General features: G+C 42.0%; 27 protein-coding genes and 1 other RNA gene. 21 read left to right on the top strand and 7 right to left on the bottom strand.

Translation table 11 applies throughout. The features are described 5' to 3' along the window. Positions 1-33: 33 nt before the first annotated feature. The 3 genes from ACYP5M_RS14060 to ACYP5M_RS14050 are packed head-to-tail and all read left to right on the top strand — an operon-like array spanning position 34 to position 745. Entirely contained in the window at positions 34-213 is a 180-nt protein-coding gene (locus ACYP5M_RS14060) for a hypothetical protein (protein ID WP_141992828.1), read from the top strand. Beyond that, the gene (locus ACYP5M_RS14055; protein ID WP_157831060.1) at positions 210-374 is read left to right on the top strand and encodes a hypothetical protein; all 165 of its coding nucleotides are present in this window, start codon (positions 210-212) and stop codon (positions 372-374) included. Before ACYP5M_RS14060 ends, ACYP5M_RS14055 begins: the two co-directional genes overlap by 4 nt. Positions 375-433: 59 nt before the next feature. Further along, a complete protein-coding gene (locus ACYP5M_RS14050; RefSeq protein WP_459735181.1) occupies positions 434-745 on the top strand; it encodes a hypothetical protein in 312 nt (103 codons plus the stop codon). A 311-nt stretch (positions 746-1,056) separates the two neighbouring features. Here the strand turns inward: ACYP5M_RS14050 and ACYP5M_RS14045 are convergent, their stop codons facing one another. Together ACYP5M_RS14045 and ACYP5M_RS14040 are read right to left on the bottom strand one after the other, a co-directional pair. After that, complete coding sequence (locus tag ACYP5M_RS14045; RefSeq protein ID WP_459735180.1) at positions 1,057-1,887, bottom strand: M15 family metallopeptidase; 831 nt, start codon at positions 1,885-1,887, stop codon at positions 1,057-1,059. 56 nt (positions 1,888-1,943) lie between these two features. Next, positions 1,944-2,486: a hypothetical protein gene (locus ACYP5M_RS14040; protein ID WP_101223706.1), complete on the bottom strand. Its 543-nt coding sequence runs from the start codon at positions 2,484-2,486 to the stop codon at positions 1,944-1,946. Positions 2,487-2,663: 177 nt separating this feature from the next. Between ACYP5M_RS14040 and secG the strand changes: the two genes are divergently transcribed. The 5 genes from secG (at position 2,664) to ssrA (ending at position 7,193) form a co-directional block, all read left to right on the top strand. After that, positions 2,664-2,897, top strand: a complete 234-nt coding sequence (secG, locus tag ACYP5M_RS14035) for a preprotein translocase subunit SecG (RefSeq protein WP_034309999.1) — start codon at positions 2,664-2,666, stop codon at positions 2,895-2,897. A 142-nt stretch (positions 2,898-3,039) separates the two neighbouring features. Then, the gene (locus ACYP5M_RS14030; protein ID WP_101223705.1) at positions 3,040-3,786 is read left to right on the top strand and encodes an alpha/beta hydrolase; all 747 of its coding nucleotides are present in this window, start codon (positions 3,040-3,042) and stop codon (positions 3,784-3,786) included. A gap of 30 nt (positions 3,787-3,816) precedes the next feature. After that, positions 3,817-6,174, top strand: coding sequence for a ribonuclease R (gene rnr / locus ACYP5M_RS14025; RefSeq protein ID WP_101223704.1), 2,358 nt, complete (start codon positions 3,817-3,819; stop codon positions 6,172-6,174). A gap of 66 nt (positions 6,175-6,240) precedes the next feature. Further along, complete coding sequence (gene smpB, locus ACYP5M_RS14020; protein WP_101223703.1) at positions 6,241-6,708, top strand: SsrA-binding protein SmpB; 468 nt, start codon at positions 6,241-6,243, stop codon at positions 6,706-6,708. 123 nt (positions 6,709-6,831) lie between these two features. Continuing rightward, positions 6,832-7,193: a transfer-messenger RNA gene (gene ssrA, locus ACYP5M_RS14015) on the top strand. 326 nt (positions 7,194-7,519) lie between these two features. Here ssrA and ACYP5M_RS14010 read toward each other — a convergent pair. Then, positions 7,520-7,846 carry a winged helix-turn-helix transcriptional regulator gene (locus tag ACYP5M_RS14010; protein ID WP_434168078.1) on the bottom strand — a complete coding sequence of 109 codons (327 nt, stop codon included), beginning with the start codon at positions 7,844-7,846 and terminating at the stop codon, positions 7,520-7,522. 248 nt (positions 7,847-8,094) lie between these two features. Here ACYP5M_RS14010 and ACYP5M_RS14005 point away from each other — a divergent pair, with 248 nt between their 5' ends. Both ACYP5M_RS14005 and ACYP5M_RS14000 read left to right on the top strand, forming a co-directional pair. Continuing rightward, complete coding sequence (locus ACYP5M_RS14005) at positions 8,095-8,433, top strand: LLM class flavin-dependent oxidoreductase (RefSeq protein WP_434168077.1); 339 nt, start codon at positions 8,095-8,097, stop codon at positions 8,431-8,433. 91 nt (positions 8,434-8,524) lie between these two features. After that, a complete protein-coding gene (locus ACYP5M_RS14000) occupies positions 8,525-9,265 on the top strand; it encodes an NADPH-dependent F420 reductase (RefSeq protein WP_434168076.1) in 741 nt (246 codons plus the stop codon). A 324-nt stretch (positions 9,266-9,589) separates the two neighbouring features. Here ACYP5M_RS14000 and ACYP5M_RS13995 read toward each other — a convergent pair whose 3' ends face one another. The 4 genes from ACYP5M_RS13995 to fdhF form a co-directional block, all read right to left on the bottom strand. Continuing rightward, a complete protein-coding gene (locus tag ACYP5M_RS13995; protein ID WP_434168075.1) occupies positions 9,590-10,021 on the bottom strand; it encodes a hypothetical protein in 432 nt (143 codons plus the stop codon). Positions 10,022-10,175: 154 nt separating this feature from the next. Then, on the bottom strand, positions 10,176-10,568 hold the full coding sequence (locus ACYP5M_RS13990; RefSeq protein ID WP_434168074.1) for a hypothetical protein: 393 nt from the start codon (positions 10,566-10,568) through the stop codon (positions 10,176-10,178). Positions 10,569-10,870: 302 nt separating this feature from the next. Next, complete coding sequence (locus ACYP5M_RS13985; RefSeq protein WP_063595796.1) at positions 10,871-11,347, bottom strand: helical membrane plugin domain-containing protein; 477 nt, start codon at positions 11,345-11,347, stop codon at positions 10,871-10,873. An 18-nt stretch (positions 11,348-11,365) separates the two neighbouring features. Continuing rightward, positions 11,366-14,305: a formate dehydrogenase subunit alpha gene (gene fdhF / locus ACYP5M_RS13980; protein WP_459735179.1), complete on the bottom strand. Its 2,940-nt coding sequence runs from the start codon at positions 14,303-14,305 to the stop codon at positions 11,366-11,368. A 333-nt stretch (positions 14,306-14,638) separates the two neighbouring features. Between fdhF and ACYP5M_RS13975 the strand changes: the two genes are divergently transcribed. The 11 genes from ACYP5M_RS13975 to ACYP5M_RS13925 all read left to right on the top strand — a co-directional run bounded on the left by ACYP5M_RS13975 (position 14,639) and on the right by ACYP5M_RS13925 (position 26,271). Then, complete coding sequence (locus ACYP5M_RS13975) at positions 14,639-15,001, top strand: Na-translocating system protein MpsC family protein (RefSeq protein ID WP_459735178.1); 363 nt, start codon at positions 14,639-14,641, stop codon at positions 14,999-15,001. A 54-nt stretch (positions 15,002-15,055) separates the two neighbouring features. After that, positions 15,056-15,853, top strand: coding sequence for a formate dehydrogenase accessory sulfurtransferase FdhD (gene fdhD, locus ACYP5M_RS13970; protein ID WP_459735177.1), 798 nt, complete (start codon positions 15,056-15,058; stop codon positions 15,851-15,853). Between the two features lie 148 nt (positions 15,854-16,001). Next, positions 16,002-16,874, top strand: coding sequence for a LysR family transcriptional regulator (locus ACYP5M_RS13965; RefSeq protein ID WP_101223699.1), 873 nt, complete (start codon positions 16,002-16,004; stop codon positions 16,872-16,874). A gap of 158 nt (positions 16,875-17,032) precedes the next feature. Then, positions 17,033-17,959, top strand: coding sequence for an AEC family transporter (locus ACYP5M_RS13960; RefSeq protein ID WP_101223999.1), 927 nt, complete (start codon positions 17,033-17,035; stop codon positions 17,957-17,959). A 296-nt stretch (positions 17,960-18,255) separates the two neighbouring features. Next, positions 18,256-19,278, top strand: a complete 1,023-nt coding sequence (locus ACYP5M_RS13955; protein WP_101223698.1) for a Bug family tripartite tricarboxylate transporter substrate binding protein — start codon at positions 18,256-18,258, stop codon at positions 19,276-19,278. A 57-nt stretch (positions 19,279-19,335) separates the two neighbouring features. Beyond that, complete coding sequence (locus tag ACYP5M_RS13950; RefSeq protein WP_101223697.1) at positions 19,336-19,791, top strand: tripartite tricarboxylate transporter TctB family protein; 456 nt, start codon at positions 19,336-19,338, stop codon at positions 19,789-19,791. 18 nt (positions 19,792-19,809) lie between these two features. Next, positions 19,810-21,336, top strand: a complete 1,527-nt coding sequence (locus ACYP5M_RS13945; protein ID WP_459735176.1) for a tripartite tricarboxylate transporter permease — start codon at positions 19,810-19,812, stop codon at positions 21,334-21,336. Positions 21,337-21,415: 79 nt separating this feature from the next. Next, on the top strand, positions 21,416-23,008 hold the full coding sequence (locus ACYP5M_RS13940; RefSeq protein WP_459735175.1) for an ATP-binding protein: 1,593 nt from the start codon (positions 21,416-21,418) through the stop codon (positions 23,006-23,008). After that, a complete protein-coding gene (locus tag ACYP5M_RS13935) occupies positions 23,005-23,712 on the top strand; it encodes a response regulator (RefSeq protein WP_402943600.1) in 708 nt (235 codons plus the stop codon). Before ACYP5M_RS13940 ends, ACYP5M_RS13935 begins: the two co-directional genes overlap by 4 nt. A gap of 290 nt (positions 23,713-24,002) precedes the next feature. Continuing rightward, entirely contained in the window at positions 24,003-25,055 is a 1,053-nt protein-coding gene (gene desA, locus ACYP5M_RS13930) for a Delta(5) desaturase DesA (RefSeq protein ID WP_459735174.1), read from the top strand. A gap of 94 nt (positions 25,056-25,149) precedes the next feature. Continuing rightward, on the top strand, positions 25,150-26,271 hold the full coding sequence (locus ACYP5M_RS13925) for a sensor histidine kinase (RefSeq protein WP_101223692.1): 1,122 nt from the start codon (positions 25,150-25,152) through the stop codon (positions 26,269-26,271).

The raw sequence follows: 26,271 nt of genomic DNA, 5'->3' as shown, positions 1-26,271 counted from the left end.
CCTTTGCCAATTTCATAAATGGAGGTGGATATTATGGGGCTCAAGAACATTTACAAAAAATCATTGTCTATGGCTCTGGTACGGGCTGGACATGACATTCATCATACTATGCCCAATCGAAACAACAAAAAATACCAAGTGTTTGTTTTCATCCATACCGATGAATTAATAAAAGATTTACTGGAGTTAACCAAACGGGAGGTGAGACAATGACTGAACGTTTCTCTATCGCTATTATAATCTCCTGTGTAGCTGTAGTAATGGGCATACTGATTGATTTAGGAATGCTGTATATTGCATTCATACTTCTCGTAATTTGTGTATTGGCTGTTCTTCCCGTCAAGTGGTTTCGTGATTGGTTATGGAGTGACTAAAATATGCTGGTTGTACATCAATTGATATAAAAATTCAAAAATTGGGAGGTATGTCACCAATGAAAAAATACATAAATATAGTTGGAGCATTGGGCTTAATCGTTTTGATTATGGCAATGCCATTTTTCTACACAACCATTTTTTTGGGTAGTTTTATCTTGGACCCAACACCGCATACGAATCCTCAGCCTGGCCATGAAGACCACAATACAACAAAAATTTGGGAGGGTATGTCAAAAGAGGAATATCGGAAAATTAAATACGTAGAAGAACATAAATATAAATATGAAAATGAAGAACCTGCATTCAACCCAGATGAATCATCAAGTTTCAACCTATTTGAAGTTGAAAATAAAAACGATGAATATTGAAGGACCCCGCCAATTATGCGGAGTCCTTTTTTCGTTGCTTAAATATGCAATGCTCCAAAATTAGGTTTCGTTCTTTCAGTCGTTGAAATCCATTCACCCAATTATTTTGGGATTCTGACGAGAAGATGGATTCTGCACAGTAATTTCTTTTCACCTCCCATACAATGTGAGAATACACATTGTATGGGAGGTTTTTTTGCTTATAAAGTTAGCCGGCCAGTCACTGATTCCGGCTTGGTCCAGGGCTGAAAAAGGATTTAATCAAACGTTTGATTAATATAAAAAAAGGTGCCGCATCCGGGCACCTTTTTTTATTTACTCGATACAGCTTCCACTGGTACGGCATTATAGTATTCTTCTAATGTAATCTTCGCTTCAAAGATTTCAGTTGCGGTAGCGACACCAACATAACGGATGTGCCATGGTTCGTATTTATAACCTGTGATGTTTTCCTTGCCTTCAGGGTAGCGAATGATAAATCCGTATTCATGTGCATGTTCAGCAAGCCAGGCAGCTTCATTCGTATCACCGAAGCAGTCTTGGGCAGCGCATGCCCCATCGTGGGTCGTGACATCAATCGCCAGGCCCGTTTCATGCTCGCTTGTCCCAGGCATTGCACTGTAGGTTTTCGCCTTTTCTTCCCCGTCCTTAGCCACATAGTTATTAAAGACCTCGATCTGTCTTTGGTGAGAGCGATAAGCGGAAACGCCGGCAAAGTGCATGTTTTCTTTTTCGGCAGCCTGGAACATTACTTCAAGTGCCTTTCCCGCTTCCTCTCGCATCATTCTTTTTTCAATTTTATCTTGAAAGATGAAATCCACTTTTGGGTAGATGAGGTCAGCAGGTTTGTAATCTTCAGGCAGGCTGTATTGTTTATTGACAAGTACAGGAATGCCTTCCGGATGGGCTAATGTCTGAAGGCCAGCCTGTCCGGGTTTAGCCGTTTCATCAACTTCCACCTGGCGTTGGGCCGATTCTTTTGAATCATTATTTTTGTCGGTTTCTGTCTCCGTCTCCGTATTCTGGGAGCTCGGTTGTTCTTCTTTTTGCTCTTTTTCATGCTCGCTTGTCAGGTCGGATGAACAGCCAGCCATTAGAATGAAAGATGATAGAGCAGTTGCTGCAAATATAGGTTTTAACATATGAAAGGCCCCTTGCTTTTAATATAAGTTTCCAATAAAAGTAGTTTTGAAAAAAATTATCGGGATAAGTAATCCCTTGTTAATTCACTTTGATATTTATCAAGAAATAAGCCAATCCAGACGACCATCAATAAAAATGGATAATCGTTACGGACTGCGGTTTCCACAACGGGATCAGACCAAAAGCTCGAAAGGAAACCCGATGACATCCTGATTGTCTCGAATGTGACAAGGGCGTGAAGCGATAACCAAAGAATCGTAAGGGTATTGGTCCCAAACCCAATGACCGCCGCTATGACGCTCAGCAAGGCGGCTGCTGCCCCGATCAGGAGGACATTGAAGCTTGATTGGAAAAAGTCAGTACCGCTATTGGAAAGTCCATTATAAATAATAGCAGTAAAATAAACGGTTGTCGTGATATATGCAGCAAATAATAAGTATCGATTTCCGTGATACTTTGCCAGCAGCAATAAAAGCGGTGATAGGATGATTAAAAGGACACTGATAAAATTGCTTCCGCCTGTCCATAAAGAATAGCCGGCAACCGCCGAGAATAGGATGGTCAGGAGATCAAGAATCCGGAGTATGGACTTAAACATGTTGACACCTCTTTCTCTATTTATGCAAATTATCTCAAACTTTGATTCAAAAAGAAAATAAATGACTATGGATTTTTAGGAATTCTTACCATCATAGTATAACAAAGATTGTGGATACTTATTGGGTGTGGTAAAGTTAAAGTAATTGTTTATTGGTTCTTCAGGAGGTGTAATTGCATGCATGCATTTCTCATAACGCTTTTAGTGATTGTCAGTATCGCCCTCATTGTGACGGTATTGCTTCAATCAGGTAAGAGTGCAGGTTTATCAGGTGCGATTGCCGGCGGTGCTGAGCAGTTATTCGGAAAGCAAAAGGCACGCGGTTTGGACCTGGTTTTACATCGTGCGACAATAGTATTGGCGATTTTATTCTTTGCTTTAACTTTACTAGTTGCATACTTTGATGTGTAATGGATCAAAAATGAGTCTAGCTAAATAGCTAGACTTTTTTCTTTGCACAATAGTTACATGAATAGATATAGTGATTTTAGTACTTAATTATAGGATAGGGATGTTTTTAAAATTCTATTTACTGATAAAGGAGCTTAAGATCATGAAAATAAAGCTGCAGCAGCCCTTTACTTTTGAAGGCGGAAAAAGAGCTGTCTTACTTTTACATGGATTTACGGGGAATTCAGCGGATGTACGGATGCTAGGGCGTTACTTGGAGAAACAGGGATACACCTGCCATGCCCCGCACTATAAAGGGCATGGCGTACCCCCAGAGGAGCTGGTGAAAACGGGTCCGGAAGATTGGTGGAAAGATGTAATGATGGCCTACGATTTCCTGAAAAGCAAAGGCCATGAAGAAATTGCTGTTGCCGGACTATCATTAGGAGGCGTATTTTCTCTTAAATTAGGTTACACTGTACCTATAAAGGGTATCGTATCAATGTGTGCGCCTATGTATATCAAAAGTGAAGAAATGATGTTTAAAGGAGTATTGGAGTACGCCAGAGAATTTAAGAAGTATGAAGGAAAAACTCAAGAGCAAATAGAGCTTGAAATGGACCTCCTTGCCGATAAACCGATGAATACATTGAAAGCCCTTCAGGAATTGATAACGGATGTACGAGAGCACGTCGACCTTATATACGCGCCGACATTTGTGGTGCAGGGCAGGCATGATGATGTTATCAATCCAAAAAGTGCCGATATTATTATTGATGCCATTGAATCACCGGTCAAAAAAATCAAGTGGTATGAAGAATCCGGTCATGTCATAACTCTTGATAAAGAAAAGGACCAGCTGCATGAAGATGTATTGGAATTTTTAGAAAGTCTGGATTGGGCCGAATAACAAAAATATACCCTGAATAGGAGGGTTTTCATGGAAGATAACATTCAAGAACATATTAATAAGCTTCTGACATACATGACGGATGAAGCGTATAAGCCCTTAACGGTACAAGAACTGGAAGAGGCTTTGAAAATCGAAGACTCGGCAGATTTCAAGAATTTCGTTAAGGCTCTAGTAAAGATGGAAGAAAAGGGATTGGTGGTCAGAACGAGGAGCAATCGTTACGGGCTGCCGCAAAAGATGAATTTGTTCCGTGGTAAATTAACAGGACACGCTAAGGGATTCGCCTTTGTCACACCTGAAGATAACCCTGGAATGGATGATATTTTCATTCCGCCGAATGAAACGGGCACAGCGATGCATGGAGATGTCGTCATGGTACGAGTATCTTCGGAAACATCGGGCTCAAGGCAAGAAGGCACGGTCATCAGAATTCTTGAACGCGGTATTACACAAGTGGTCGGTACATACTCCGAAAGTAAAAGTTTTGGTTTCGTCATCCCTGATGATAAAAAGATCGCAAACGATATTTTCATTCCGCAGCATGCTTCACATGGAGCGGTAGAGGGCCATAAGGTTGTCGTCAAGCTTACTTCTTATCCTGAAGGACGCATAAGTGCCGAAGGTGAAGTCATTGAGATTCTTGGACATAAAAATGATCCTGGTGTAGATATTCTTTCCGTGATCCATAAATATGGTTTGCCAATGGAGTTCCCGGATGACGTCATGGAACAAGCCAATGCCGTTTCGGATACCATTGAAGAAAGTGAAATTGGAAGCCGCAGGGATTTGCGCAATGATGTTTTGGTCACGATTGATGGAGCGGATGCAAAGGACCTGGATGATGCCGTCACTGTTTCCAAACTTGAAAATGGCAATTATAAGCTGGGTGTTCATATTGCTGATGTCAGCCATTATGTGAAGGAAGGATCACCAATCGATAAGGAAGCCTTGGAAAGAGGGACGAGCGTTTATTTGGTGGACAGGGTCATCCCGATGATCCCGCATCGTTTATCGAATGGCATTTGTTCCTTGAACCCACAAGTCGATCGCTTTACACTCTCTTGTGAAATGGAAATTACGCCAGATGGCAAAGTCGTCAACCATGAGATTTTTGAAAGTGTCATTAAGACGACGGAACGTATGACATATGGAAATGTGAACAAAATCCTTGTCGATAAAGATGAAGAACAGCTCGAACGCTATGAAGCGTTGGTGCCGATGTTCCAGGACATGGAGAAGTTAGCTGCCATCCTGCGCAAGAACCGGATGAACCGCGGTGCGATTGACTTTGATTTCAATGAAGCTAAAGTCATCGTTGATGAAGAAGGCCATCCGACTGATGTGGTTTTACGTGAAAGGTCGGTTGCCGAAAAGCTGATTGAAGAGTTCATGCTTGCGGCTAATGAAACCGTTGCAGAGCATTTCCACCGTCTTGACGTACCGTTCATTTACCGTATTCATGAAGATCCCAAGCCGGAAAAACTGCAGCGTTTCTTTGAATTCATAACGAACTTCGGATATATTGTCCGGGGATCGGCCAATGACGTTCACCCTAAGGCGTTACAGGAAATCATTGAGGCGGTAGCCGGTAAACCGGAAGAAACGGTCATATCCACCGTCATGCTCCGTTCCATGCAACAGGCGAAATATGATCCGGAGAGCTTAGGTCACTTTGGTTTATCTGCTGAGTTTTATACACATTTCACATCGCCGATTCGCCGTTACCCGGATTTGATCGTGCACAGGTTGATCAGGACCTACTTGGTGGAAGGTAAACTGGATGAAGCTACGAAGGAGAAATGGAATGCCAATTTACCTGAGATTGCCGATCATACATCGAAACGTGAACGTCGCTCAGTCGATGCTGAGCGGGAAACGGATGATCTGAAGAAAGCGGAATATATGCTGGATAAAATCGGCGAAGAGTATACCGGGATCATTGGTTCGGTTACGAATTTCGGGATGTTCGTCGAGCTGCCGAACACCATTGAAGGACTTGTCCATGTCAGCTTCATGACGGATGATTATTACCGCTTCGATGAGCGTCAGCTTGCAATGATCGGGGAACGTACCGGTAATGTGTTCCGGATTGGCGATGAGATCGACGTACGTGTTTCCAACGTCAATAAAGAGGAACGCGCCATCGATTTTGAAATTATCGGCATGAAGGTAAGCCGTCCGCGTCCATCTGGCGAGAAGAAAATATTCAAAGCCAATTCAGGTGAACGTAAACGCGGCCGTGGAGGCAATGGAGGACGTAATGAAGGTAAAGGCGGCGGCCGTAATGGAGATTCGCCTTCTAATGGGAGAAAATCGAAAAAGAAGAAAAAATTCTTTGAAAATGCGCCAGCTGCCAAGCGCAAGAGAAAACCAAAAAAGAGATAAAGATTGAGGCGGGGGATGATCATTTCATCCTCTTGCCGCGATTGGATGTAAAAAGGGGAGAGTTAGATGCCAAAAGGTTCAGGTAAACAACTAGCACAAAATAAAAAGGCTTATCATGATTTTTTTATTGAACAAACGTTTGAAGCCGGAATCGTTTTGAAGGGAACCGAAATCAAGGCCATCCGTGCGGCCCGAGTGAATTTAAAGGATGCCTTCGCTAAAATAGAAAATGGAGAAATCTATCTTTATAATATGCATGTAAGCCCTTATGAGCAGGGAAACCAGTTTAACCATGACCCGTTGCGGACACGGAAGCTTCTTTTGCATAAGAAGGAAATCAGTAAACTGATCGGTGTAACAAAGGAAACAGGCTACACGATCGTACCGTTGAAAATGTATTTGAAAAATGGCTTTGCCAAGGTTTTAATCGGTCTGGGTAAAGGGAAGAAGCAATATGACAAGCGTGAAGACCTGAAGAAGAAGGAAGCGAAGCGTGATATTGAACGTGCATTCCGTGATCGACAGAAGATGTAGAACTGCCAAGACCTTACAATTGATTTTTTGAGCCAATCTGTTATAATTAATCCTGTACCGATGACAATTGAATATCAGCCAACTTGCTGACTATTCTTCTCTCGTACGCTCCATTTATATCATGGGGACGTTACGGATTCGACAGGGATAGTTCGAGCTTAAGTTGCGAGTCGAGGGGATCGGCCTCGTTAAAACGTCAACGCCTATAACTGGCAAACAAAACAACAACCTAGCTTTCGCTGCTTAATAACAGTCGATAGCTGTTCCTCCCTCCATGGCCCACGTGGTAGGGTAAGGGACTCACTCTAAGTGGGATACGCCGGAATCCACCGTCTGAGGATGAAGGAAGAGACCAATCAGACTAGCTGCTCTGCCGCCTGTCGATAGGCTAATGAGTTCGCGAAATGCGAATATATCGACTACACTCGTAGAAGCTTAAGTGCCGTTATGTCTGGACGTGGGTTCGACTCCCACCGTCTCCACCAATACATATATTGGTGGTTTTTTATTTGGTTTTGTAAAATTAAGCATAAATTGTCCAGTTGGACAATTTATGCTTAATTTTTTATATGGACAACTTATGGTTAATTTTTTTAAACAAGGCTTTGTTAAAGATTAATGTTGATTTTTGAACAAATAAAAGAGACCACCTAATAAGTGGTCTTCTTTAGTGCATCCTATGGAACTAACGCACCCGTTAGCTTAATAAATAATGAATAACAAAATATGAGAAACGAATCCCCTAATAGTAACGCTAATCGTGTTTAGCGACTATCAAAAAACAAGTATATCAAGTAATTATCGAATGGGTTTAATCCTTCAAATTCTCTTCCCCCCAATCATGCATTGCCTCTATAATTGGAAAAAATTTTGATCCTAAATCTGTTAATGAATACTCTACTTTTGGCGGAACTACCTTGAATACTTCACGATGGATTAATTTATCCTGCTCCAGTTCCCTCAACTGTTTTGTCAACATGGACTCAGTAATCTCCGGAAAACATCGACGGATCTCTCCAAAACGCCTAGGCTCCTCTGAAAGATACCATAGTAGTAAGAGTTTCCATTTCCCTCCTAACATTTGTTGAACTTTTGATAAAGCACAGTCAGGTGTACGGAACTTAGTATTTTTAGTCATATTGCTCCTCCTAAAATTTCCAATTGAAATCTCATTACTATCAAAAAACATAGTACCTATTAAAAATAACAGTACTTGTGATTATCACTTAAAAGAAATAAGGTAATAGTACCACATTTGCTGTGGTTTTAAAATAATTTGTTTCATGTGAGGAATGGAAATTGAAGGGCTCAACTTTACGTGAGCATTTAGGAGTACCTTATCAATATGGACGTGAAAACAATCAATAGAAAGGATGTAGGCAGAACATGGTTCAACGTTTATCTATATTGGATATGGCTCCAGTCGATCTAGAAACATCAGCCAAACAAGCTTTAATAAATTCGGTTAAACTAGCGAGTAAAGCGGATGAACTAGGTTACGAACGCTTTTGGGTCACGGAGCATCATAATATTTCCTCCGTAGCCAGCGCTTCGCCCGAACTTTTAATCGGTCAAATAGCTGCGAATACGCAGCGCATAAGGGTTGGTTCAGGTGGCGTCATGCTTCCCAATCATTCTCCGTTGAAAGTAGCTGAGAACTTCAAACTACAATTAAGAGGATATGACCATCCTTCAGAGTCGTTGTCTGATGATTCAAACTTATGATGACTAGCAAATCATAATAACGAATGAACAGGAAAACACTAGGTGAGAGGAATTATTAATCTAATACAAAAATTTGGAGGATAGAAATATTATGAAAATTGGATTTATTGGAGTAGGTCAAGTCGGGCAGAAATTAGGTTCACTATTCAACAAACTTGGTCATGAAGTAGCTATTTCGAGTTCGCGCAGTCCTGAAGCCTTGGCAGACACGGCCACGCAAATAGGCGCACAAGCTATGACTGTAAACGAAGTTATGACTTGGGGTGACATTATTGTCCTCTCAACACCGATGAATGTTGTTCCTTCATTTGCTACGAATAACCTGCAAGGGAAAATTCTGGTCGACACGAATAATTATGGCCCCATACGAGATGGGGATATTCAAGAAATATTAGACGGGAAACCAACCACACAGTGGGTTTCTGAACATTTTCCAGGAGCACGTATAGTAAAGGCATTCAACAATATTATGATGAATGAATTTGACGAATACGCTCGTCCAAAGGGTGCTGTACAACGGTTTGCACTACCGGTTTGTAGTGACGATAATGAAGCGAAGGTATTAATCATGAATATAATTGAGGATCTCGGTTATGACGCTTATGATGCAGGCTCAATTGCTGAAAGCTGGAGACAACAGAGCTTTCAGCCTGCCTATTGTATTTTTTCAGAGCTTCCGGAATTGAAACAATTGCTTGCTGAAGCTGAATTACCTATCCCATCAGTTATATTGAAAGCAAATAGCATTGAAGAAACAATAAAGATATTTGCGAATCATAAACGAGATACGCAGCAGAGAGCTGATGCCATGGCTTTGTCACGAAAAGCATAAACGAGTACAGGAACAAGGGATTTGAATATCTCCCATACGCTTCTTGTTGCAATCCATCTATAGCACTTAATTAACAACATTCTGGAGTAGGTGCATAAATTTGAAACCAAAAAACGCGAAGATTGCTTCTTTATTGAATTGATACACCATTAACACGTTAAGCTAACGGGGAACGTTAGTTCAATGACAGAAGGGGAGATTGCCGCGGCAATCTCCCCTTCGTTTCGTTGTCATATCGTTCAAATTTCTTAGCATACGGTTTTCCTGGCGACTACACATGGCAACCAATCAGGTGGCATCAGCAAGTTCGGGCCGATAAGCTACTCAGTCAATGACTCTTAGCGTACGATTATTTCCGTTTCGTGAGGGGACCCCAGTTACTTCATCTAAATTATTACATTTACCGACTATTACCCTAATTTCGGCTTTTCCATTACTATCATCTACACGACCTGTAGTACTTACGGTTAAAGAGTCACTACCACTAAACTCTTTTGAGTCAATAAATTCACTTGGATTTCCAGCCTCATCTTCCTCATAAACTGTAACAAAATAGTCATTATACGAAAGGGCTTGAGTTACTTCAACCTTAATATTTCCACTAGCTGATACAGCTTTATGTATTGAACCTTTTCCTGTATCTAAGAATAAAGGATTTGCATATACAGCATCCCATTCACCAGCGCCCATAGGGTCTACTTTGACTGTCTTTGCAAATGCTGAAGTTTGAATTGCCAAGGTAGCAGCAAGAATCATAAATCCACGTTTTATCTTTTATCAAACCTCCCCTCAGAACCATTATTGGGATGGAAAGAGATGGTTTAAATTGAATGTATGATTATTGTAAGAATCATACATTTAAAAGGCCGCCAATTGGCGGCCTTCTTATGGCCCTAACACACCGGTTAGTTCAAGAAGGATCAGCTTCTATAAACTGTTCATAATACTTTTTAGGGTTACTTATTTTGTTTTTAATGAAAAATTCAGCCTGGTTTTTAACCATATCAATATAGTCACTATCACTTTCACCCTTACGAGTATTCTCGACACTGCCTTCGACGTTAACATAATTTGATTGTACATTTACAATTACCGTCATAATTTTCTTATCTTTAAACGAAACTGTTCCAATAACTTCTTTATTTTCTAAATCAACAGAAGGATAGTCCACTGTTATCCCAGAGGATTTGTACACAGTAAACCCTGGTATTGGTACCATTGGTCTAATATATTTAAATGTAATATAAAGACCAATGCCAACAATCGGTATCAACAAAATTTTCAAGACAAGCGAACCACCCATTACTGTCCTCCTAACAACAATTCTCTTTCCTAAATAATACCATAAAGTTGAAGTTCCTTCTTAAACTAACCTGCCCCGTTAGTTCATCAAGAAAATCAACAACATCGACAACAGCCTTTAACAGAGCCTTAAACAAAGCAATTCGTATTCTAATTCCTTAATTTTTTCTTCTTGATTCATTAAATCATCCACTCCAATGCTAACTTTATCCAATACGCTACACTTTCAGCAGTTTTCAGCAACTAAGCCCAATGATAGAACAAAGACTCAAAAGAAGCTTCTCTTGAGTCTTTGTTCCGAGTCTATTCTTTTAATTCCTTGCCCATCCCCTTAAGGAAGTGGACGCCAAAGCCGATCGCCCGGTTTATGTCTGGATCATTCAATGTTTTCATTAAATCCAAAACGCCGATCTTTTTATCGGCCTGAAGGAACTTGTTTCCTTCATCGATTCCTGCAAGTGCACTGTTAAGCAGTTTCGTGGATTGTGCGGCATCGGCGTTCATCAGGGCTCCTGTTGCCCCCATAAGGGTATTGATCAGGTTTGTGACAGGTTGCCTTGTGATTTGTTGAAGAGCGATTTTGGCAATTTGTTCTTTTCCTTGAAGCATGGAGGTCGCGGCTTCGAATACTCCAGAGTCATTCAGTTCATTGACGATTTTAAACATATTGTTCAAGGCATCTTCATTATCGGTGATCAGCGTTTTCAGTTCCTCCAGTTTTTGAAGCTTTATTTCTTCCTCAGTAATGGGATTATGGATTTCCGTAATAGGAGCTGCCATGATCTTCAACCTCCTTTTTTATTTATCCGTTAAGTGAACATACCCTGGACGTGCCCACTTACGTTCAACCTCGACACCATTTTGAGGATGGCGTTTTTTGTTCCGTGGATTGGTACCCGGTAATGGGATATCCCCGCTTGCGCTTAATACTTCCATGCGGACCATCGTCTGTTTGTAAGCAGGCGTGCTTGTGCGTTGATCATAGATAGGACCGGTCAGAAAGTTAATGGCAGAGTCTTTATCAACGGAGTTCATCGGTAAAAATAGCTCATTATTTTTAACGCGGTCTGTGATCAGGGCTTTTAACTTAACGGCCCCGAATGGAGACACTAAGCGAACGAGTCCGCCATCACTGACTTTACGTTCTTTGGCAAGTTCTGGTGAAACCTCAACGAAAATATCAGGTACTTTCGATTGGATTCCATTGGATTTGTTCGTCATATTTCCTTCATGGAAATGCTCCAGCATGCGTCCATTATTGATATGAAGGTCATATTCTTTCGGGAATTTATGCGGCTCCACCCAGTCAGCCAGTGCAAAGCGCGCTTTCTTATCAGGGAAGTTGAAGCCATCCACATAAAGAAGCGGCGTGCTTGATCCATCATGGCTTCCCCATAGGAAGCTGTTCCATCCTTCCAGCACCTCGTAATTCGCTTGGCTGAATATCGGTGACAGGCTTGCCATTTCATCATAGATTTCACCAGGGTGAGTGTAGTTCCAATTTGCACCTAAGCGGTTTGCGATCTCCTGAGTGATTTCCCAGTCCGCCTTAGAATCTCCCATAGTGGGAAGGGCTTTATATAAGCGCTGTACACGGCGCTCCGTATTGGTGAACGTTCCGTCTTTTTCAAGAGATGGAGCTCCGGGCAATACCACGTCGGCATATTGGGCGGTCCTTGAAAGGAAAATATCCTGGACAACAAAGAAATCCAAGCCGGATAACACTTTATCAACATGGTTTGCATCCGCATCAACAAGTGCCATATCTTCACCTACTAGATACATGGCCTTCATGTCGCCTTTTTCTATCGCTTTAAGCATTTCAATATTGTTCAAGCCTGGTTTGCCATCGATCTTCACTCCATAAGCTTTTTCGAATTTAGCACGTGCCACGTCATCGGTAACATGCTGATATCCCGGAAGCCATGTTGGAAGGGTGCCCATATCGCAAGCGCCCTGTACATTGTTATGGCCGCGAAGCGGATAAGCTCCCGCTCCTGGGCGACGGTAGTTGCCTGTAGCTAATAGCAGGTTGGAAATTGCAGCCGAAGTATCGGAAGCACCGGTGTTTTGTGTAACGCCCATTCCCCAAAGAATGCATGTTCCGTCTGCATCGCGAATGGTTTCAGCTATTTGGATCAATGTTTCTTTTGAAATACCTGTGTGTGTTTCTGCATATTCCAGGGTATATTTTTCAAGTACTTCTTTATAATCGTCGAAGAAGTTAACATTTTCATTGATGAATTCTTGATCATGCCAGCCTTGATCGATCATATATTTTGTAACCGCCATCAACCATACTTGATCCGTTCCTTGTTTTGGACTGATATGGATATCGGAACGCTCTGCCATTTCGTTTTTGCGGATGTCAGCTACGATCAGTTTTTGTCCGTGAAGCTTGTGAGCCCGTTTAACGCGTGTCGCGAGTACGGGATGGCCTTCTGCCGGGTTGGCACCAACGATGATGACAAGACCTGCTGCGGCGATATCTTTGATCGTACCGGCATCTCCGCCCATGCCGACTGTACGGAACAGTCCGTCTGTTGCCGGAGATTGACAGTAACGAGAGCAATTGTCCACGTTATTCGTTTCGAACATTTGCCGTGCCAGTTTTTGAATTACATAGTTTTCTTCATTCGTGATCTTGGAAGAGGAAATGAAGCCTACTGAATTTCCGCCGTATTGCTGTTTGATCGAACCGAGTCTGGATGCAACCAAATCAAGTGCTTCATCCCAGCTTGATTCAACGAATCTTCCATTTTTCCGAATCAGGGGCTTTGTCAAACGTTTTTCCGAGTTTACGAAGTCCCAACCGAATTTCCCTTTGACACATGTGGATATCGCATTGACGGGTGCTTCATGAGTAGGTTGGACTTTAAGGATTTTACGGTCTTTTGTCCAGACTTCGAATGTGCATCCTACCCCACAGAACGTACAGACCGTTTTTGTCTTCTTCGTTCGTGTATCACGCATTGCCGCTTCAATCTCCGAAATGGCAAAAATCCCGCTGTATCCAGGCTCCACTTCTTTGACAAGGTCTATCATTGGTTCAAGCATATCGTTTTTCAAACCTGACATGAAACCGGCCTCGCCCAGCATCGATTTTTCCATTAATGCATTACATGGACAAATGGTTACACACTGTCCGCAGCCTACACAAGATGAGTTATTGATTTCCGTTCCTTCATCCCAGATTACCCGAGGGCGTTCTGCTTCCCAATCGATGGACAGCGTCTCGTTGACCTGAAGGTTTTGGCAGACTTCAACACATTGCCCGCATGCGATGCATTGATTGGCATCATAGCGGTAAAATGGATGGGACATATCGACGGCACCCAATTTCACTTTCGGTGTGTAAGGATATTTTTGGTGTTCAATTTCCATTAATTCTGCCGTGTTATGCAGTTTGCAATTTCCGTTATTATTATCACATACAGTACAGTATAAAGAGTGGTTTTCCAGGATACGGTCCATGGCCTCGGTTTGGGCTTCTTTTGCCTTGCTTGAGTCCAAGGCTATATCCATGCCGCTCACTGCTTTTGTCGAACATGATCGGACGAGTTTCCCATTAACTTCGACGATGCATGTGTCGCATGTTTGGATCGGGTCCACCTCAGGAACATAACAGATCTGTGGATGAGCCATCTCATTTTGGTTGATGACCTCCAGTATTGTCGCTCCTTCATTAGTGGTATAATCCTTCCCGTTGATTTTGATGGTGATGTTTGAATCGCTCATTATATTTCCCCCTTTTATAGCCAAAAAGACGCAAAAAAACCACCATGATTACACCTCCGTCTCTGAACGGAAATGTAGGTCATGGTGGAATAGTTTAATAGCAAAGCTTGCCAATATACCAATCCATACCATAATGGATAATTTTAAAAAAGATAGGACAAAACAGTACACTATTATGCTCCCAACTTTCATCATTGTTATTATACCTTTAATTATTAAAAGAAACAATCCTGGAAAGAGGGTATCATTCCCAAATTCCTTTCGTTTTTCTTCGCGTTGATTTATGATAAGAAAATTGAGAACTTAATTTTCTTGAATTGGAGTGACGCAACGGTGTCAAAAGTTATCCATGAATTCAATGATATGATTCGTAAGCTGCGCAAGGAACTATTCGGTAAAGGACCAGAACGCATACACACGGTTTTCGTGGAAAATATGGCCGTTTCTACGTTATATGGAAATTTGACTCCTACGGAAATGTTCATATCAAGATCGGAGGAAGGAAGGGACATGGTCCATTCTGCACGAACCAAAATGGTTCAGGATGTGTATTCGGAGAGTCCTCCTGATGGAATGGAAGAACTGGTTGGAGCTAAACTGCTTTATTTGTTTTCAGACATAAAAATCAAAGAGAACATAGCGATTTCCGTATTCGTTTTTGATAAGAATATTGCGGACAAACTCAACGGGCATTGACCATGGTCCTACATATTGGTCAATTGGCTCCTGGATATTAAAAGGAGTGGGAACATGAAAGCGATTGAAATCAAGAGGGACATCATCCGGATAACCAAAGGTAACATCGAGCGTACGGAAGATGCGATTGTAACGGAGTATCCCGTTACTGTCAAAGTAAATGGTCAGGAATTCGTCACAATGGTTTGTACACCCGAATACATCGAGGATATGGTGATTGGTTATTTGGCTTCGGAAGGCATCATCAAAAAATATGATGAAATAAAAGAAATCTGGGTCCAGGAAAAAGAAGGCTTTGTTCATGTGAAGACAGATAAAGTGAATCCTTACTTCCAGGATTTTCAAAATAAGCGGTATATTACATCATGCTGCGGAATGAGCAGACAAGGTTTCGTCTTTGTGAATGATGCATTGACTGCCAAGAAAATGGATCATATTTCGGTGAAACTGACTCCTGATGACTGCTTCCGCTTGATGAAGGATTTACAAAATTCTGCCGTCACCTTCCAGAACACAGGTGGAGTCCACAATGCCGCTTTATGTGATGTCGATGGCCTCGTATTAAGCAGGATGGACATCGGACGGCATAACGCATTGGACAAAATATACGGCTATTGCCTGAAAAATGGTATTTCGATAGAAGGAAAAGCTATCGTGTTCAGCGGCCGGATTTCATCGGAAATTCTCTTGAAGGTGGCGAAAATCGGCTGTGAGCTGATACTCTCGAAATCGGCTCCAACCGAATTGGCCTTGGAGTTGGCTGAAGGATTGGGAATCACCACGGTCGGATTCATTCGTAATGATTCACTGAATATCTACACATGCCCTGAAAGAATTCAATTGAATGAATGATCATCATTCGCTTAAAAGGTACTTATCGGAAAGTCCTTGCCAACATGGCTTGGGCTTTTTGTGTACTTGTAAAAGGATATATCCAACAGGCATTTTGTGGTACAGTTTGGATAAAACATTCAAGGAAATGCGTATCGGGGGAAGGGTTATGAACGAAAGGGATTGGCATATTTTAAAGGTGTTGCATGAACACAAGAATATTACTAAAACGGCGCAAAGTTTATATATCTCGCAGCCTTCTTTAACGAAACGGATTCAACAAATAGAGAAGGAATTCAATCTAAAAATTGTGGAGCGGGGAACAAGGGGAGTGCAATTCACGCCTCAAGGGGAATATTTGGCCATCTGTGCAGATGAGATGCTGATCAGGCTCCGGCAGATAAAAGAGACGGCATTCAATATGGGTCAGGAAATCAGTGGAACATTACGGCTGGGTGTTTCCAACTATATTACGCTGCATAAATTGCCAGGCCTGCTGAAATTATTTCGTGAGCGATATCCCAAAGTGGATTTCCATGTGACAACTGGATGGAGTAAAGAAGTGCTGAACCTCATTTACAAGGAGGAAGTGCATGTCGGAATCGTTCGGGGGGACTATCAATGGTCAGGATCAAGGCATCATCTTTTTGAGGAAACGATTTGCATTGCTTCCAAGGAAGAAATCGAAGTCCGGAACCTGCCTTTTTTGCCGAGGATCGATTATGGGACAGATGCTCTTTTGAAAACAATGATCGATAATTGGTGGCGAGACAATTTTTCCGGACCTCCTTTGGTGGGGATGGAAGTGGACAAAGGTGATACATGCAAAGAAATGGTCAGGAATGGCCTGGGATATGGCATCCTTCCCAGTGTTTTATTGGAGAAGGACCAAAATCTCCGTCAAATGGACCTTAAGGATAAGCAAGGTAATCCCCTTATCAGGAATACGTGGATGTTATATCATGAAAAGTCGCTGGAATTAAAGCTGGTCAAGGAGTTTGTCGAATTTGTCAAAGGCGTCGATTTCATGAGGGACATTTAACCGGAAGCGCAGAAACCTCTGTGCTTTTTTGTCATTCCTTTTTTGAATGGATAACGATAATTTATTGGTATTTTAATTATGGTTATCCCGGCATTATGATAAATGGAGATGTAAATGTAAATCATCAGGTATTGCCTAAGGAATGGAGAGGAAGTCAAGTGAGTGTCCTGTTTCTGATCGTATTGAATGTCATTGTGCCGGTCTTTTTCCTCATAGGGGCGGGGGCCATTCTGCATCGTAAATTCAAGTTGGATATGAATACGCTGTCTAAATTGAATCACTTCCTGCTCATGCCGGCCATTAGCTTTATTAATATTTATCAAAGTAAAATGGGCGGGGGGATGATCTTCCAGATATTCAGCTTCCTTGCTCTTCAAGCAGTAAGTCTCATCATCGTGAGTACAGTGATTGCTAAACTTGCCAGGTTTGATCAAAGCCTTTCGGCCACGTTTAAAAATAGTGTAGTCCTGAATAACTCAGCCAATTTCGGATTACCCGTCAGCCAGATGGTTTTTCACGGAAATCCTCTTGGGCTGTCGATACAAGTCATCGTGATCATCTTTCAAAACCTGTTGACCTATACCTATGGATTGATGAATTCCGTTTCCGTCCATACAAAAAGTGCGAAGGGCGCCATTCGCGAGTTCTTGAAGAACCCCGTCATTTATGCTTTATTACTCGGTTTTCTATTACATTCCTTTTCTTTCGACATTCCGCTGTTCTTATGGACCCCGATTGAAAATATCGCGAGTGCCTTCATAGCCATTGCCTTGATTACATTGGGTGCACAGAGTGCCTATTTGAAAATGACGCAATTTCCGCTTCCGCTTATACTTAGCTTGATTGGCCGTTTAATACTCTCGCCATCCATCGCCTTCCTGATCATCCTCATGCTGGGCTTGGAAGGGACTGTCGCCCAAGGGTTGTTTATCGCAAGCTCATTTCCCACATCAAGAAACAGCGCATTATTCGCTTTGGAATATGACAACCATCCGGAGTATGCGGCACAGGCAGTCTTGATGTCGACTTTATTCAGCAGCATAACGGTAACGATGGTCGTATATCTATCAAAAATACTATTCTAGCAGGGCTGCTCAAAAGTGCAGTCTCTAACTGTAAACAAACTCGATGAAAATCGAGTTTGTTTACAGTTTATAGTGTTTGTAAAACCGAACCGTAATTTCCACTCCAATCACTTTGTTTTATTTAAATCTAAAAACTTGGACTGCTCTGAAGGAGCAGTCTTTTCCCCCTTTTCCTGCTATAAAACTTTATGAACAATATGGAAGTTATGGAAGTTATGCATTTTAGTTGGGCAATCAAATAAAAGGAAGATATTTTTGTAGAATTAAGAAAACGCTTTCAAAAAAGGGGGATTATTATGTTTTCTCGTAAAAAGATTTCAGCGGTCATATTGGCGGGTTCGTTAGCTTTAAGTTTAGGTGCATGCAGCAGTTCGGGTACATCAGGAGAAAAGAAAGAAAGTACAGGTTATCCGAAAAAAGCCATAACGGTCGTTGCTCCATCGGGCGCAGGCGGGGGATGGGATTTAACCGCCCGTTCATTTACAAAGGTCTTGGGTGAGACAAAACTGGTTAACCAGCCATTAACCGTCGAAAACAAACCCGGTGGCGGGGGCGCTGTCTTCATGGCGGATTATGCAACACAGCAAGCTGATAACAATGACATGTTGTTCGTGAATTCACCGCCTGTCATCATCAATAACCTCAAAAAAGAAGGCAACAGTCCTTATGGATATAAAAATACGACTCCTTTGGCGCAGCTGACAAAGGATTATGGGGCAATAGTGGTAAAGGCAGATTCTGAATTCAAGGATTTGAAATCAGTGCTGGAAGCAGTGAAAAAAGATCCGCGTAAATTGACCTTCGCAGGAGGATCGGCTCCGGGATCCATGGATCATTTGATTTCCATTCTTCCAGCATATGAATATGGCTTGAATCCAACCGAACTTAAATACGTTTCGTACGACGGTGGAGGGGAAGCGATTACGGCATTGCTTGGCGGAAATGCAGATGTGATCGGAACTGATGCATCCAGTGTCAGGGAATTTTTAAAGGCAGGAAAGATTAGAGTGTTGGCCGTAACCTCGACGGAACGTTTAGGTGGAGATCTAAAAGACATACCGACGGCAAAGGAACAGGGTGTTGATGCTGAATTCACGATTTGGAGAGGCGTTTTTGGACCTCAGAATATGTCTGGTGAAGCGAAAGCCTTTTGGGACGGAACCATTGAGAAGCTAGTTGAAACTTCTGAATGGAAAAAGGAAGTGGAAGTTCAAGGATGGGAACAAGAGTATAAAAATAGTGAAGAATTCAGCAAGTTTTTAGAAGAACAGGAGAAACAGGTGCAGCAATTATTGGAAGCCTTAGGCATGGAAAAATAATCGAGAAGAAGGGGGTGCTTTCACCTTCTTCTTATTTTCTGAAATGGAGGGATTGTGATGGATGTTAAATTTGATCGCTTTGCATCTGTAGCCTTTCTGGCTGTCGGAGTGCTGTTTATGATAGGAAGCAGAAAGCTGGCCAGTTCTTCTTATGGAAGTTCGGTAGGACCGGACATTTTCCCTTTTGTATTGGGACTCGTTCTTGCTGTTTTAAGTATTCGCCTGTTTTATGAGGCATTTCGGAGCAATGTACAGGAATCGGGTAAGGGAAAGCTGGAATATAAACCTTTTATCATCATTCTGCTCTCCACCTTGATTTATATTTTGACATTGGAAACGATAGGATATGTCATTACGACCTTTCTGTTTTTGTTTGTTTGCTTTCAAACGATGGAGCGAAATAAATGGGTGACATCGCTCATCATATCCGCAGGATTTTCCGGAATCATCTATTATTTATTCGTGAATGTTTTAAAGGGAACACTGCCGGGTTGGCCAATCTGGTTTTCATAAAGGGGAGGGGGATGTGAAGTGGGCACTTTTGATTATTTGATGCATGGTTTTGAAACGGCACTAACTTGGTATAATATACTTTTTGCATTTGTCGGAGTATTGATCGGTACGGCTGTCGGCGTTTTGCCGGGGATCGGGCCGATGAGCGGTGTGGCTCTTTTAATTCCGGTAACCGCTTCGATTACAGGGGGACTTCCCCCAGAGCAAGCGGCAACAAGCGCCATCATTTTACTTGCAGGTGTTTATTATGGAGCGATGTATGGAGGATCGACGACTTCAATCCTATTGAATACTCCTGGTGAATCTTCTTCTGTCGTCACCACACTGGATGGATACCAAATGGCCAAGAAGGGAAGAGCCGGGAGTGCTTTATCGATTTCGGCAATCGGTTCCTTCGTCGGAGGGATTGTCACCCTTGTCGCCATGATTGCCTTGGCTCAGCCATTATCGACGATTGCCATTAAATTCGGTCCGGCTGAGTATTTTTCGCTCATGCTTCTAGGGTTGGCGGCAGTCAGCGGCCTCGCGGGAAAATCCGTAACCAAGGCACTGATCATGACGGTTTGCGGTTTGTTGATCGGGACAATAGGCATCGATAATGTATCCGGGATCGCCCGTTTTACATTCCACATTCCTTGGCTGTATCAAGGGGTCGAATTCCTGACGATCGCAGTAGGCCTATTCGCCCTTGGGGAAGTATTCAAGACAATCCTGGAAAAAGACGAGGATGATGGGGAAATTGCAAAGATCAATAATTTGATTCCTTCAAAAGAAGAATTCAAGGAATCTGCAGGGCCGATTGCGAGGGGATCGCTCTTAGGTTTCTTTGTAGGAATCCTGCCAGGTGCAGGGGCCACTCTTGCTTCCTTCTTCTCATACCTTATGGAAAAACGGATATCAAAAAAACCCGGGAGATTTGGTACGGGGGCAATCGCTGGAGTGGCTGGTCCTGAAACGGCCAATAATGCGGCTTCTGGCGGAGCGATGATTCCATTATTGACGCTGGGAATTCCGGGTTCAGGTACAACGGCGATTTTAATGGGTGCGTTGATGATGTACAATGTTCAGCCAGGTCCATTATTATTCGAAGACCATCCCCAGGTGGCCTGGGGACTTATCGCCAGTATGTTCATCGGGAATCTGATGCTCCTCATCCTTAATCTCCCGCTCGTTAAGGTTTTTGCGAAAATCATTGAAACGCCAAAGAAGTATTTGATACCAATCATTATCGCGATCTCCATTTTTGGCGTTTATGCGGTACAAGTATCGACTTATGATTTATTGCTATTACTAGGATGCGGGATCTTGGGATATTTCTTAAGTAAAAATGATTATCCAATCGCCCCGTTGGTCTTAGGACTGGTTTTAGGACCGATGATAGAAAATAATATGCGCAGGGCACTGACGATATCCGATGGTGATTACAGTTTGTTTTTCACTCGGCCGCTTTCGCTGACATTCCTGGTCGTAACGGCATTATGGCTGCTCATTCCGGTTTTACTCAAGAAGAGAGGGAAGGATGTTGTCATCAATATTGAAGGTTAACCAATATTTTCTGAATGTTGTGAAAAAACTCCTTTTTTAAAGGGGTTTTTTTTTATATGATGTAAGTAGAGGTGATTGAATGCGTTTACACACCAAGTTGATGCTGGGCATCTGTACGTTAATCATCTTAATGGGTGGAATCTTTGAAGTTATTTTCATAAATATCCTGGAAAATAACCTGAAGCAGGAAACAGGGGAAAAAGCATTGTCGGTTGCCCAGACCATTTCTTTGCTGCCTGAAATTAAACAAGCTTTTAGAACGGACAATCCTTCTGTAATCATCCAGCCCATCGCGGAAAAAATTCGCAGGCAGATCGATGCGGAATTCATAGTAATAGGGGATGAGAATGAAACAAGGCTGTCCCATCCAGATCCAAACTTGATCGGGAAGAAAATGGTAGGGGGAGATAACGCCGAGGTGTGGGATGGGAAATCCATCATCACGGAGTCCACTGGGACATTGGGACCTTCCATTAGGGGGAAATCCCCGATCATCGCCAATGAAAAGGTCATAGGTGTCGTCTCCGTTGGCTACCTTCAGGACGATATTGAAAAAGAATTGTCCAGTATACAAAGAAAGATCGTCTGGATCATCTCTTTTATATTAGTTGGCGGTTTGTTGGTAGCCTTCTTCATTTCATTCAATATAAAAAAGGCGATATTGGGCCTGGAGCCGAAAGAGATCGCCTGGATGTTTCAAGAGAAGCATGCCATTTTGGAATCCATTCATGAAGGCATCATTGCCATTGATGTTCATGGAAAAATCACGGTCGTCAATGAAACGGCGCATAAAATCCTTCATATTCCTAAAGACGTCATGCTTCGCGGGCAAAAAATCGAAGAAGTCATAACTCATACACATTTGCTTGATGTAGTCAGCACGGCACGGGCCGAGTATGATCAGGAATTCATGATTGACGGTGAAGTTTTTTTGGCTAGCCGGATTCCGATCTTGAATGGACAGGGAGAAATCATTGGTGCAGTTGCAAGTTTGAGAAATAAATCGGAACTATCCAATCTCCTTCAGGAACTATCACATGTAAAGGCGTATGCAGAAGGGCTTAGGGCCCAGACACATGAATATTCGAACCGGCTCTATACACTGCTAGGCTTGATTCAACTCGGTTCATATAAAGAAGCAATGGATTTCATATCGAAGGAAGTCGATGTCACCCAAGGCTTCATTCACTTTCTAATGAAGGAAGTACCTGATCCGATCATTGCTGGGTTCATCTTAGGGAAGGTAAGTTTAGCCAGTGAGCTGAAAATTGATTTTACCATTGATAGAGAAAGCAGTTTTAAAGATATTCCATCTGTAATAGATCGAGATTTATTGGTGACGATCATCGGCAATCTCATCAATAATGCCTTTGAAGCTGTACGGGAAAACGAAAGGGAGGAAAAGAGGGTATCGTTGTTCGTCACGGACTTGGGTAAAGAGTTGATCATAGAGGTTGAAGATAATGGAAAAGGGATGAACTCAAATGTTACCGAATTGATTTTCCAGGACGGTTTTACGACGAAAAGCCATCAAACCAATTCAGGTATAGGTTTGAGCCTTGTTCAGGAAGCGATTGATGGATTAGGGGGATATATCACTTTTTCGACGAAAGAAGAGGAATATACGATTTTTACTGTTGCACTGCCAAAAAATAGAGGGGTGATTAAATGATGGCCATTCGCGATATAGAAGTTTTGATCGTAGAAGATGACCTGCGGATTGCGGAGATACAAAAGCTGTTCATCGAAAAGATTGAGGGGTTTCAAACGATCGGAATCGCGTCAAGCTATGACGAGGCTAAAAGCTTCATCGAAATCATGCAGCCGGATCTATTGCTGCTCGATATGTATTTTCCGGATATGAATGGACTCGATATCCTGAAGGAAATCAAGCAGCAAAGCAAACAAATGGATGTCATCATGATAACGGCGGCTAAAGAAATCGAAAAAGTCCAGGAAGCCATCAAAATCGGCATATTTGATTATATTATCAAGCCTGTCGCATTTGAACGTTTCAAGCAGTCCTTACGCAGGTATCAAGAGTATCACATTAAACTGTCTGAATTGGAAAAGGGCAATTTTCCTGTAACGCAGCAACAGGTGGATAAGCTTTTGCGAAAGGAAATGAATGAAAAAGAGAGGGAACAGACTTTACTGCCAAAAGGGATCGATCGGATGACTTTGGAGAAGGTGATGGTTGTGTTGGGGAAATCCTCCCCGGGTTTAACTGCCGAAATAGTGGCAAAGGAAATCGGTGTGAGCAGGACAACGGCAAGGCGTTATCTGGAGCACTTGATGTCAGAGGAAAAAATTGATGCCGATTTAACATATGGCACGGTAGGACGTCCTGAAAGGGTTTATGCCATCAAGATATAAATGGGTTCGCCAAGCGGCGGATCCTTTTTTATTTGCTCGAATAAATGTAAGGCTATTTCTTGGAATCAGATTGATGGGATTTCATCGTTTTTTTAAGTGTAAAAATGATGAATGAGGAAAAAATACGTGTGAAAAGTTTTGAAGCAGACAAGTATATGACAAGTGTCATGGCAAGGATTTGACGTTTATGACTATAGAAAATCGGTTATTATTCCTATACTTAAAGAAGAGATGCAAGCATAACCGATCCATTTAAACACTTTATTCCTATATTTTTTGAGGAGGAAATCATGAGTAATCATAATCAAAAACAATTGAGAAAAGATGTTGCCCCTTTTGAAAAATCCAATACTAAATCAAGCGTGAAACAGCTCATAAATACATTTCCGCCATTTTTCCTGTTATGGTTTTTAGCTTATCAAAGCTTAACCATTTCATACTGGCTGACACTTGCATTGGCCGTTCTTGCTTCAGGATTCGTAGTCAGGATTTTCATCATTTTCCATGATTGCTGTCATCAATCGTTTTTCAAAAGCAGGAAAGCGAATAGCATCCTGGGTACAATCAGTGGGATCGTTACATTATTTCCGTATGAGCAATGGAAGCATAGCCATTCCATACATCATGCAACAAGCAGTAATTTAAACAAACGCGGTACAGGGGATATTTGGATCATGACCGTTGATGAATATATCGCCGCTACATTCTGGGGGCGTCTTGCTTACCGTTTATATAGAAATCCGATCGTCATGTTTGGATTGGGTCCATTTTATCTATTCCTTGTATCGAACCGTCTGAATAAAAAGGGCGCTAAAAAGAAAGAACGGATGAATACGTATTTGACAAATGCTGCAATCGTGGCAATTTATGGTCTTTTATGCTTGGCTATCGGATGGCAGGCATTCCTGATGATTCAGGTACCGATGCTTTTTGTAACGGGATCACTGGGCATCTGGCTGTTTTATGTACAGCATCAGTTCGAAGATTCTTATTTCGAAGAGGAATCTGAATGGGATTACGTGAAGGCTGCCATTGATGGAAGTTCTTATTATAAACTTCCAAAGGTTTTGCAATGGGTAACTGGTAATATCGGTTTTCATCACGTGCATCACCTTAGTCCAAGAGTGCCGAACTATAATCTGGAAAAAGTCCATGAATCCACCCTGCCTTTGCAGCAGGCAACGACAATCACCCTTAGTTCAAGTTTAAAATCACTTCGCTTCCGCCTTTATGATGGCGAAAACAAGACGTTTGTCAGTTTTAAAGAGATTAAGGACCGTCTAAATGAAACAAAATCAAAAATTGAACTCAATACTGAACGTCCAAGTCTTCAAAAAAAATAAATTGTTCACCAAAAAACCATTCGATTCCCATTGGATGGTTTTTTGATGAAACTCCTTAGTATATACTAGGATAAAAAGAAATAGAGGCGGCGCCATGCAAAGTTGGTATCATATCTTTCCGAAAAACACAGGGCTGAGCCCTTATGTCTGGATCATTTTTTGTATCCTTCCTTTTTATTTCATCTTCAAATCCTCTTCGATGTTGGAGATAGTCTTTGGAATCGTCATGATCATATTGTTTTTCATATCATATGGTCTCTCATTCGTTTCGAAGGGATGGCCCGTATACGTATGGACCGCGATACAAATAATCATTTCGATATCGATGACCATATTTTTCAGCTACATTTACTTTTCACTTTTTTTAGCATTCTTTATTGGGAATGTTCAAAATAAGGTTGGCTTTTTCGTATTATATTCAATCCAGCTATTGGCTACCATCGTGTCTGTCAATATTGGCTTCATCATGAAAGACCCTACCTTCTTTTCGCAATTTCCCTTTATGCTCATTTGTGTGGTAGGTGTGATCCTGCTCCCTTTCAACACGTATAATCGGAATAAACGGGGCATGCTGGAAGAACAATTGGAGGACGCTCATAAAAGAATATCAGAGCTTGGCAAAATGGAAGAACGTCAGCGGATTGCCCGTGACTTACATGATACACTTGGCCAAAAGCTGTCTTTGATTGGCTTGAAAAGTGACCTTGCAGGGAAGTTGATCGATTTGAATCCGGAGACGGCCAAGAAGGAAATCAAGGATATCCGTCAAACGGCGAGGACGGCACTCAAGGAAGTACGTGAAATGGTGTCGGAAATGCGTGGGTCCAAGCTAAGCGATGAAATCATCCGGGTCAAGCAAATATTGAAAGCCGCAGAGATAGAATTCAATTTGGAAGGGACCACGGAATTGCAAGAAACCCCATTGCTTGTTGAAACGGTTTTGAGCATGTGCTTGAAGGAAGCTGTGACCAATATCGTCAAACATAGCGGTGCCGACTGCTGTAATATCGTCATCGAAGAATTACAAACAGGGGTGACGATCACAGTACAGGATAATGGAGTGGGACTTTCACATAGATCAGAGTATATTAAAGGCAATGGACTTCAAGGAATGAAAGAAAGGCTAGAATTTGTTAATGGCAGCCTGGATATTAAATCAACAGAGGGAACGACACTTTATATAAGGGTTCCGAATGCTATAAAAAATAATGGATAG

It is taken from the genome of Peribacillus sp. N1, assembly GCF_054600815.1.
The sequence above is the reverse complement of the archived record's forward strand: the minus strand, read 5'-3'. Positions and strand labels throughout refer to the sequence as shown.

Coding starts and splice junctions, on each gene's coding strand:
- ACYP5M_RS14030 (WP_101223705.1), top strand. CDS start 3,040: ATGAAAATAAAGCTGCAGCAGCCCTTTACTTTTGAAGGCGGAAAAAGA.
- ACYP5M_RS14010 (WP_434168078.1), bottom strand. CDS start 7,846: ATGACTAAAAATACTAAGTTCCGTACACCTGACTGTGCTTTATCAAAA.
- ACYP5M_RS14050 (WP_459735181.1), top strand. CDS start 434: ATGAAAAAATACATAAATATAGTTGGAGCATTGGGCTTAATCGTTTTG.
- ACYP5M_RS13950 (WP_101223697.1), top strand. CDS start 19,336: ATGGATGTTAAATTTGATCGCTTTGCATCTGTAGCCTTTCTGGCTGTC.
- ACYP5M_RS14040 (WP_101223706.1), bottom strand. CDS start 2,486: ATGTTTAAGTCCATACTCCGGATTCTTGATCTCCTGACCATCCTATTC.
- ACYP5M_RS13965 (WP_101223699.1), top strand. CDS start 16,002: ATGAACGAAAGGGATTGGCATATTTTAAAGGTGTTGCATGAACACAAG.
- fdhD (WP_459735177.1), top strand. CDS start 15,056: ATGAAAGCGATTGAAATCAAGAGGGACATCATCCGGATAACCAAAGGT.
- ACYP5M_RS13925 (WP_101223692.1), top strand. CDS start 25,150: ATGCAAAGTTGGTATCATATCTTTCCGAAAAACACAGGGCTGAGCCCT.
- ACYP5M_RS13940 (WP_459735175.1), top strand. CDS start 21,416: ATGCGTTTACACACCAAGTTGATGCTGGGCATCTGTACGTTAATCATC.
- ACYP5M_RS13995 (WP_434168075.1), bottom strand. CDS start 10,021: ATGATTCTTGCTGCTACCTTGGCAATTCAAACTTCAGCATTTGCAAAG.
- desA (WP_459735174.1), top strand. CDS start 24,003: ATGAGTAATCATAATCAAAAACAATTGAGAAAAGATGTTGCCCCTTTT.
- ACYP5M_RS14045 (WP_459735180.1), bottom strand. CDS start 1,887: ATGTTAAAACCTATATTTGCAGCAACTGCTCTATCATCTTTCATTCTA.
- ACYP5M_RS14005 (WP_434168077.1), top strand. CDS start 8,095: ATGGTTCAACGTTTATCTATATTGGATATGGCTCCAGTCGATCTAGAA.
- secG (WP_034309999.1), top strand. CDS start 2,664: ATGCATGCATTTCTCATAACGCTTTTAGTGATTGTCAGTATCGCCCTC.
- ACYP5M_RS14060 (WP_141992828.1), top strand. CDS start 34: ATGGGGCTCAAGAACATTTACAAAAAATCATTGTCTATGGCTCTGGTA.
- smpB (WP_101223703.1), top strand. CDS start 6,241: ATGCCAAAAGGTTCAGGTAAACAACTAGCACAAAATAAAAAGGCTTAT.
- ACYP5M_RS13990 (WP_434168074.1), bottom strand. CDS start 10,568: ATGGGTGGTTCGCTTGTCTTGAAAATTTTGTTGATACCGATTGTTGGC.
- ACYP5M_RS14055 (WP_157831060.1), top strand. CDS start 210: ATGACTGAACGTTTCTCTATCGCTATTATAATCTCCTGTGTAGCTGTA.
- ACYP5M_RS14000 (WP_434168076.1), top strand. CDS start 8,525: ATGAAAATTGGATTTATTGGAGTAGGTCAAGTCGGGCAGAAATTAGGT.
- ACYP5M_RS13955 (WP_101223698.1), top strand. CDS start 18,256: ATGTTTTCTCGTAAAAAGATTTCAGCGGTCATATTGGCGGGTTCGTTA.
- fdhF (WP_459735179.1), bottom strand. CDS start 14,305: ATGAGCGATTCAAACATCACCATCAAAATCAACGGGAAGGATTATACC.
- ACYP5M_RS13935 (WP_402943600.1), top strand. CDS start 23,005: ATGATGGCCATTCGCGATATAGAAGTTTTGATCGTAGAAGATGACCTG.
- ACYP5M_RS13985 (WP_063595796.1), bottom strand. CDS start 11,347: ATGGCAGCTCCTATTACGGAAATCCATAATCCCATTACTGAGGAAGAA.
- rnr (WP_101223704.1), top strand. CDS start 3,817: ATGGAAGATAACATTCAAGAACATATTAATAAGCTTCTGACATACATG.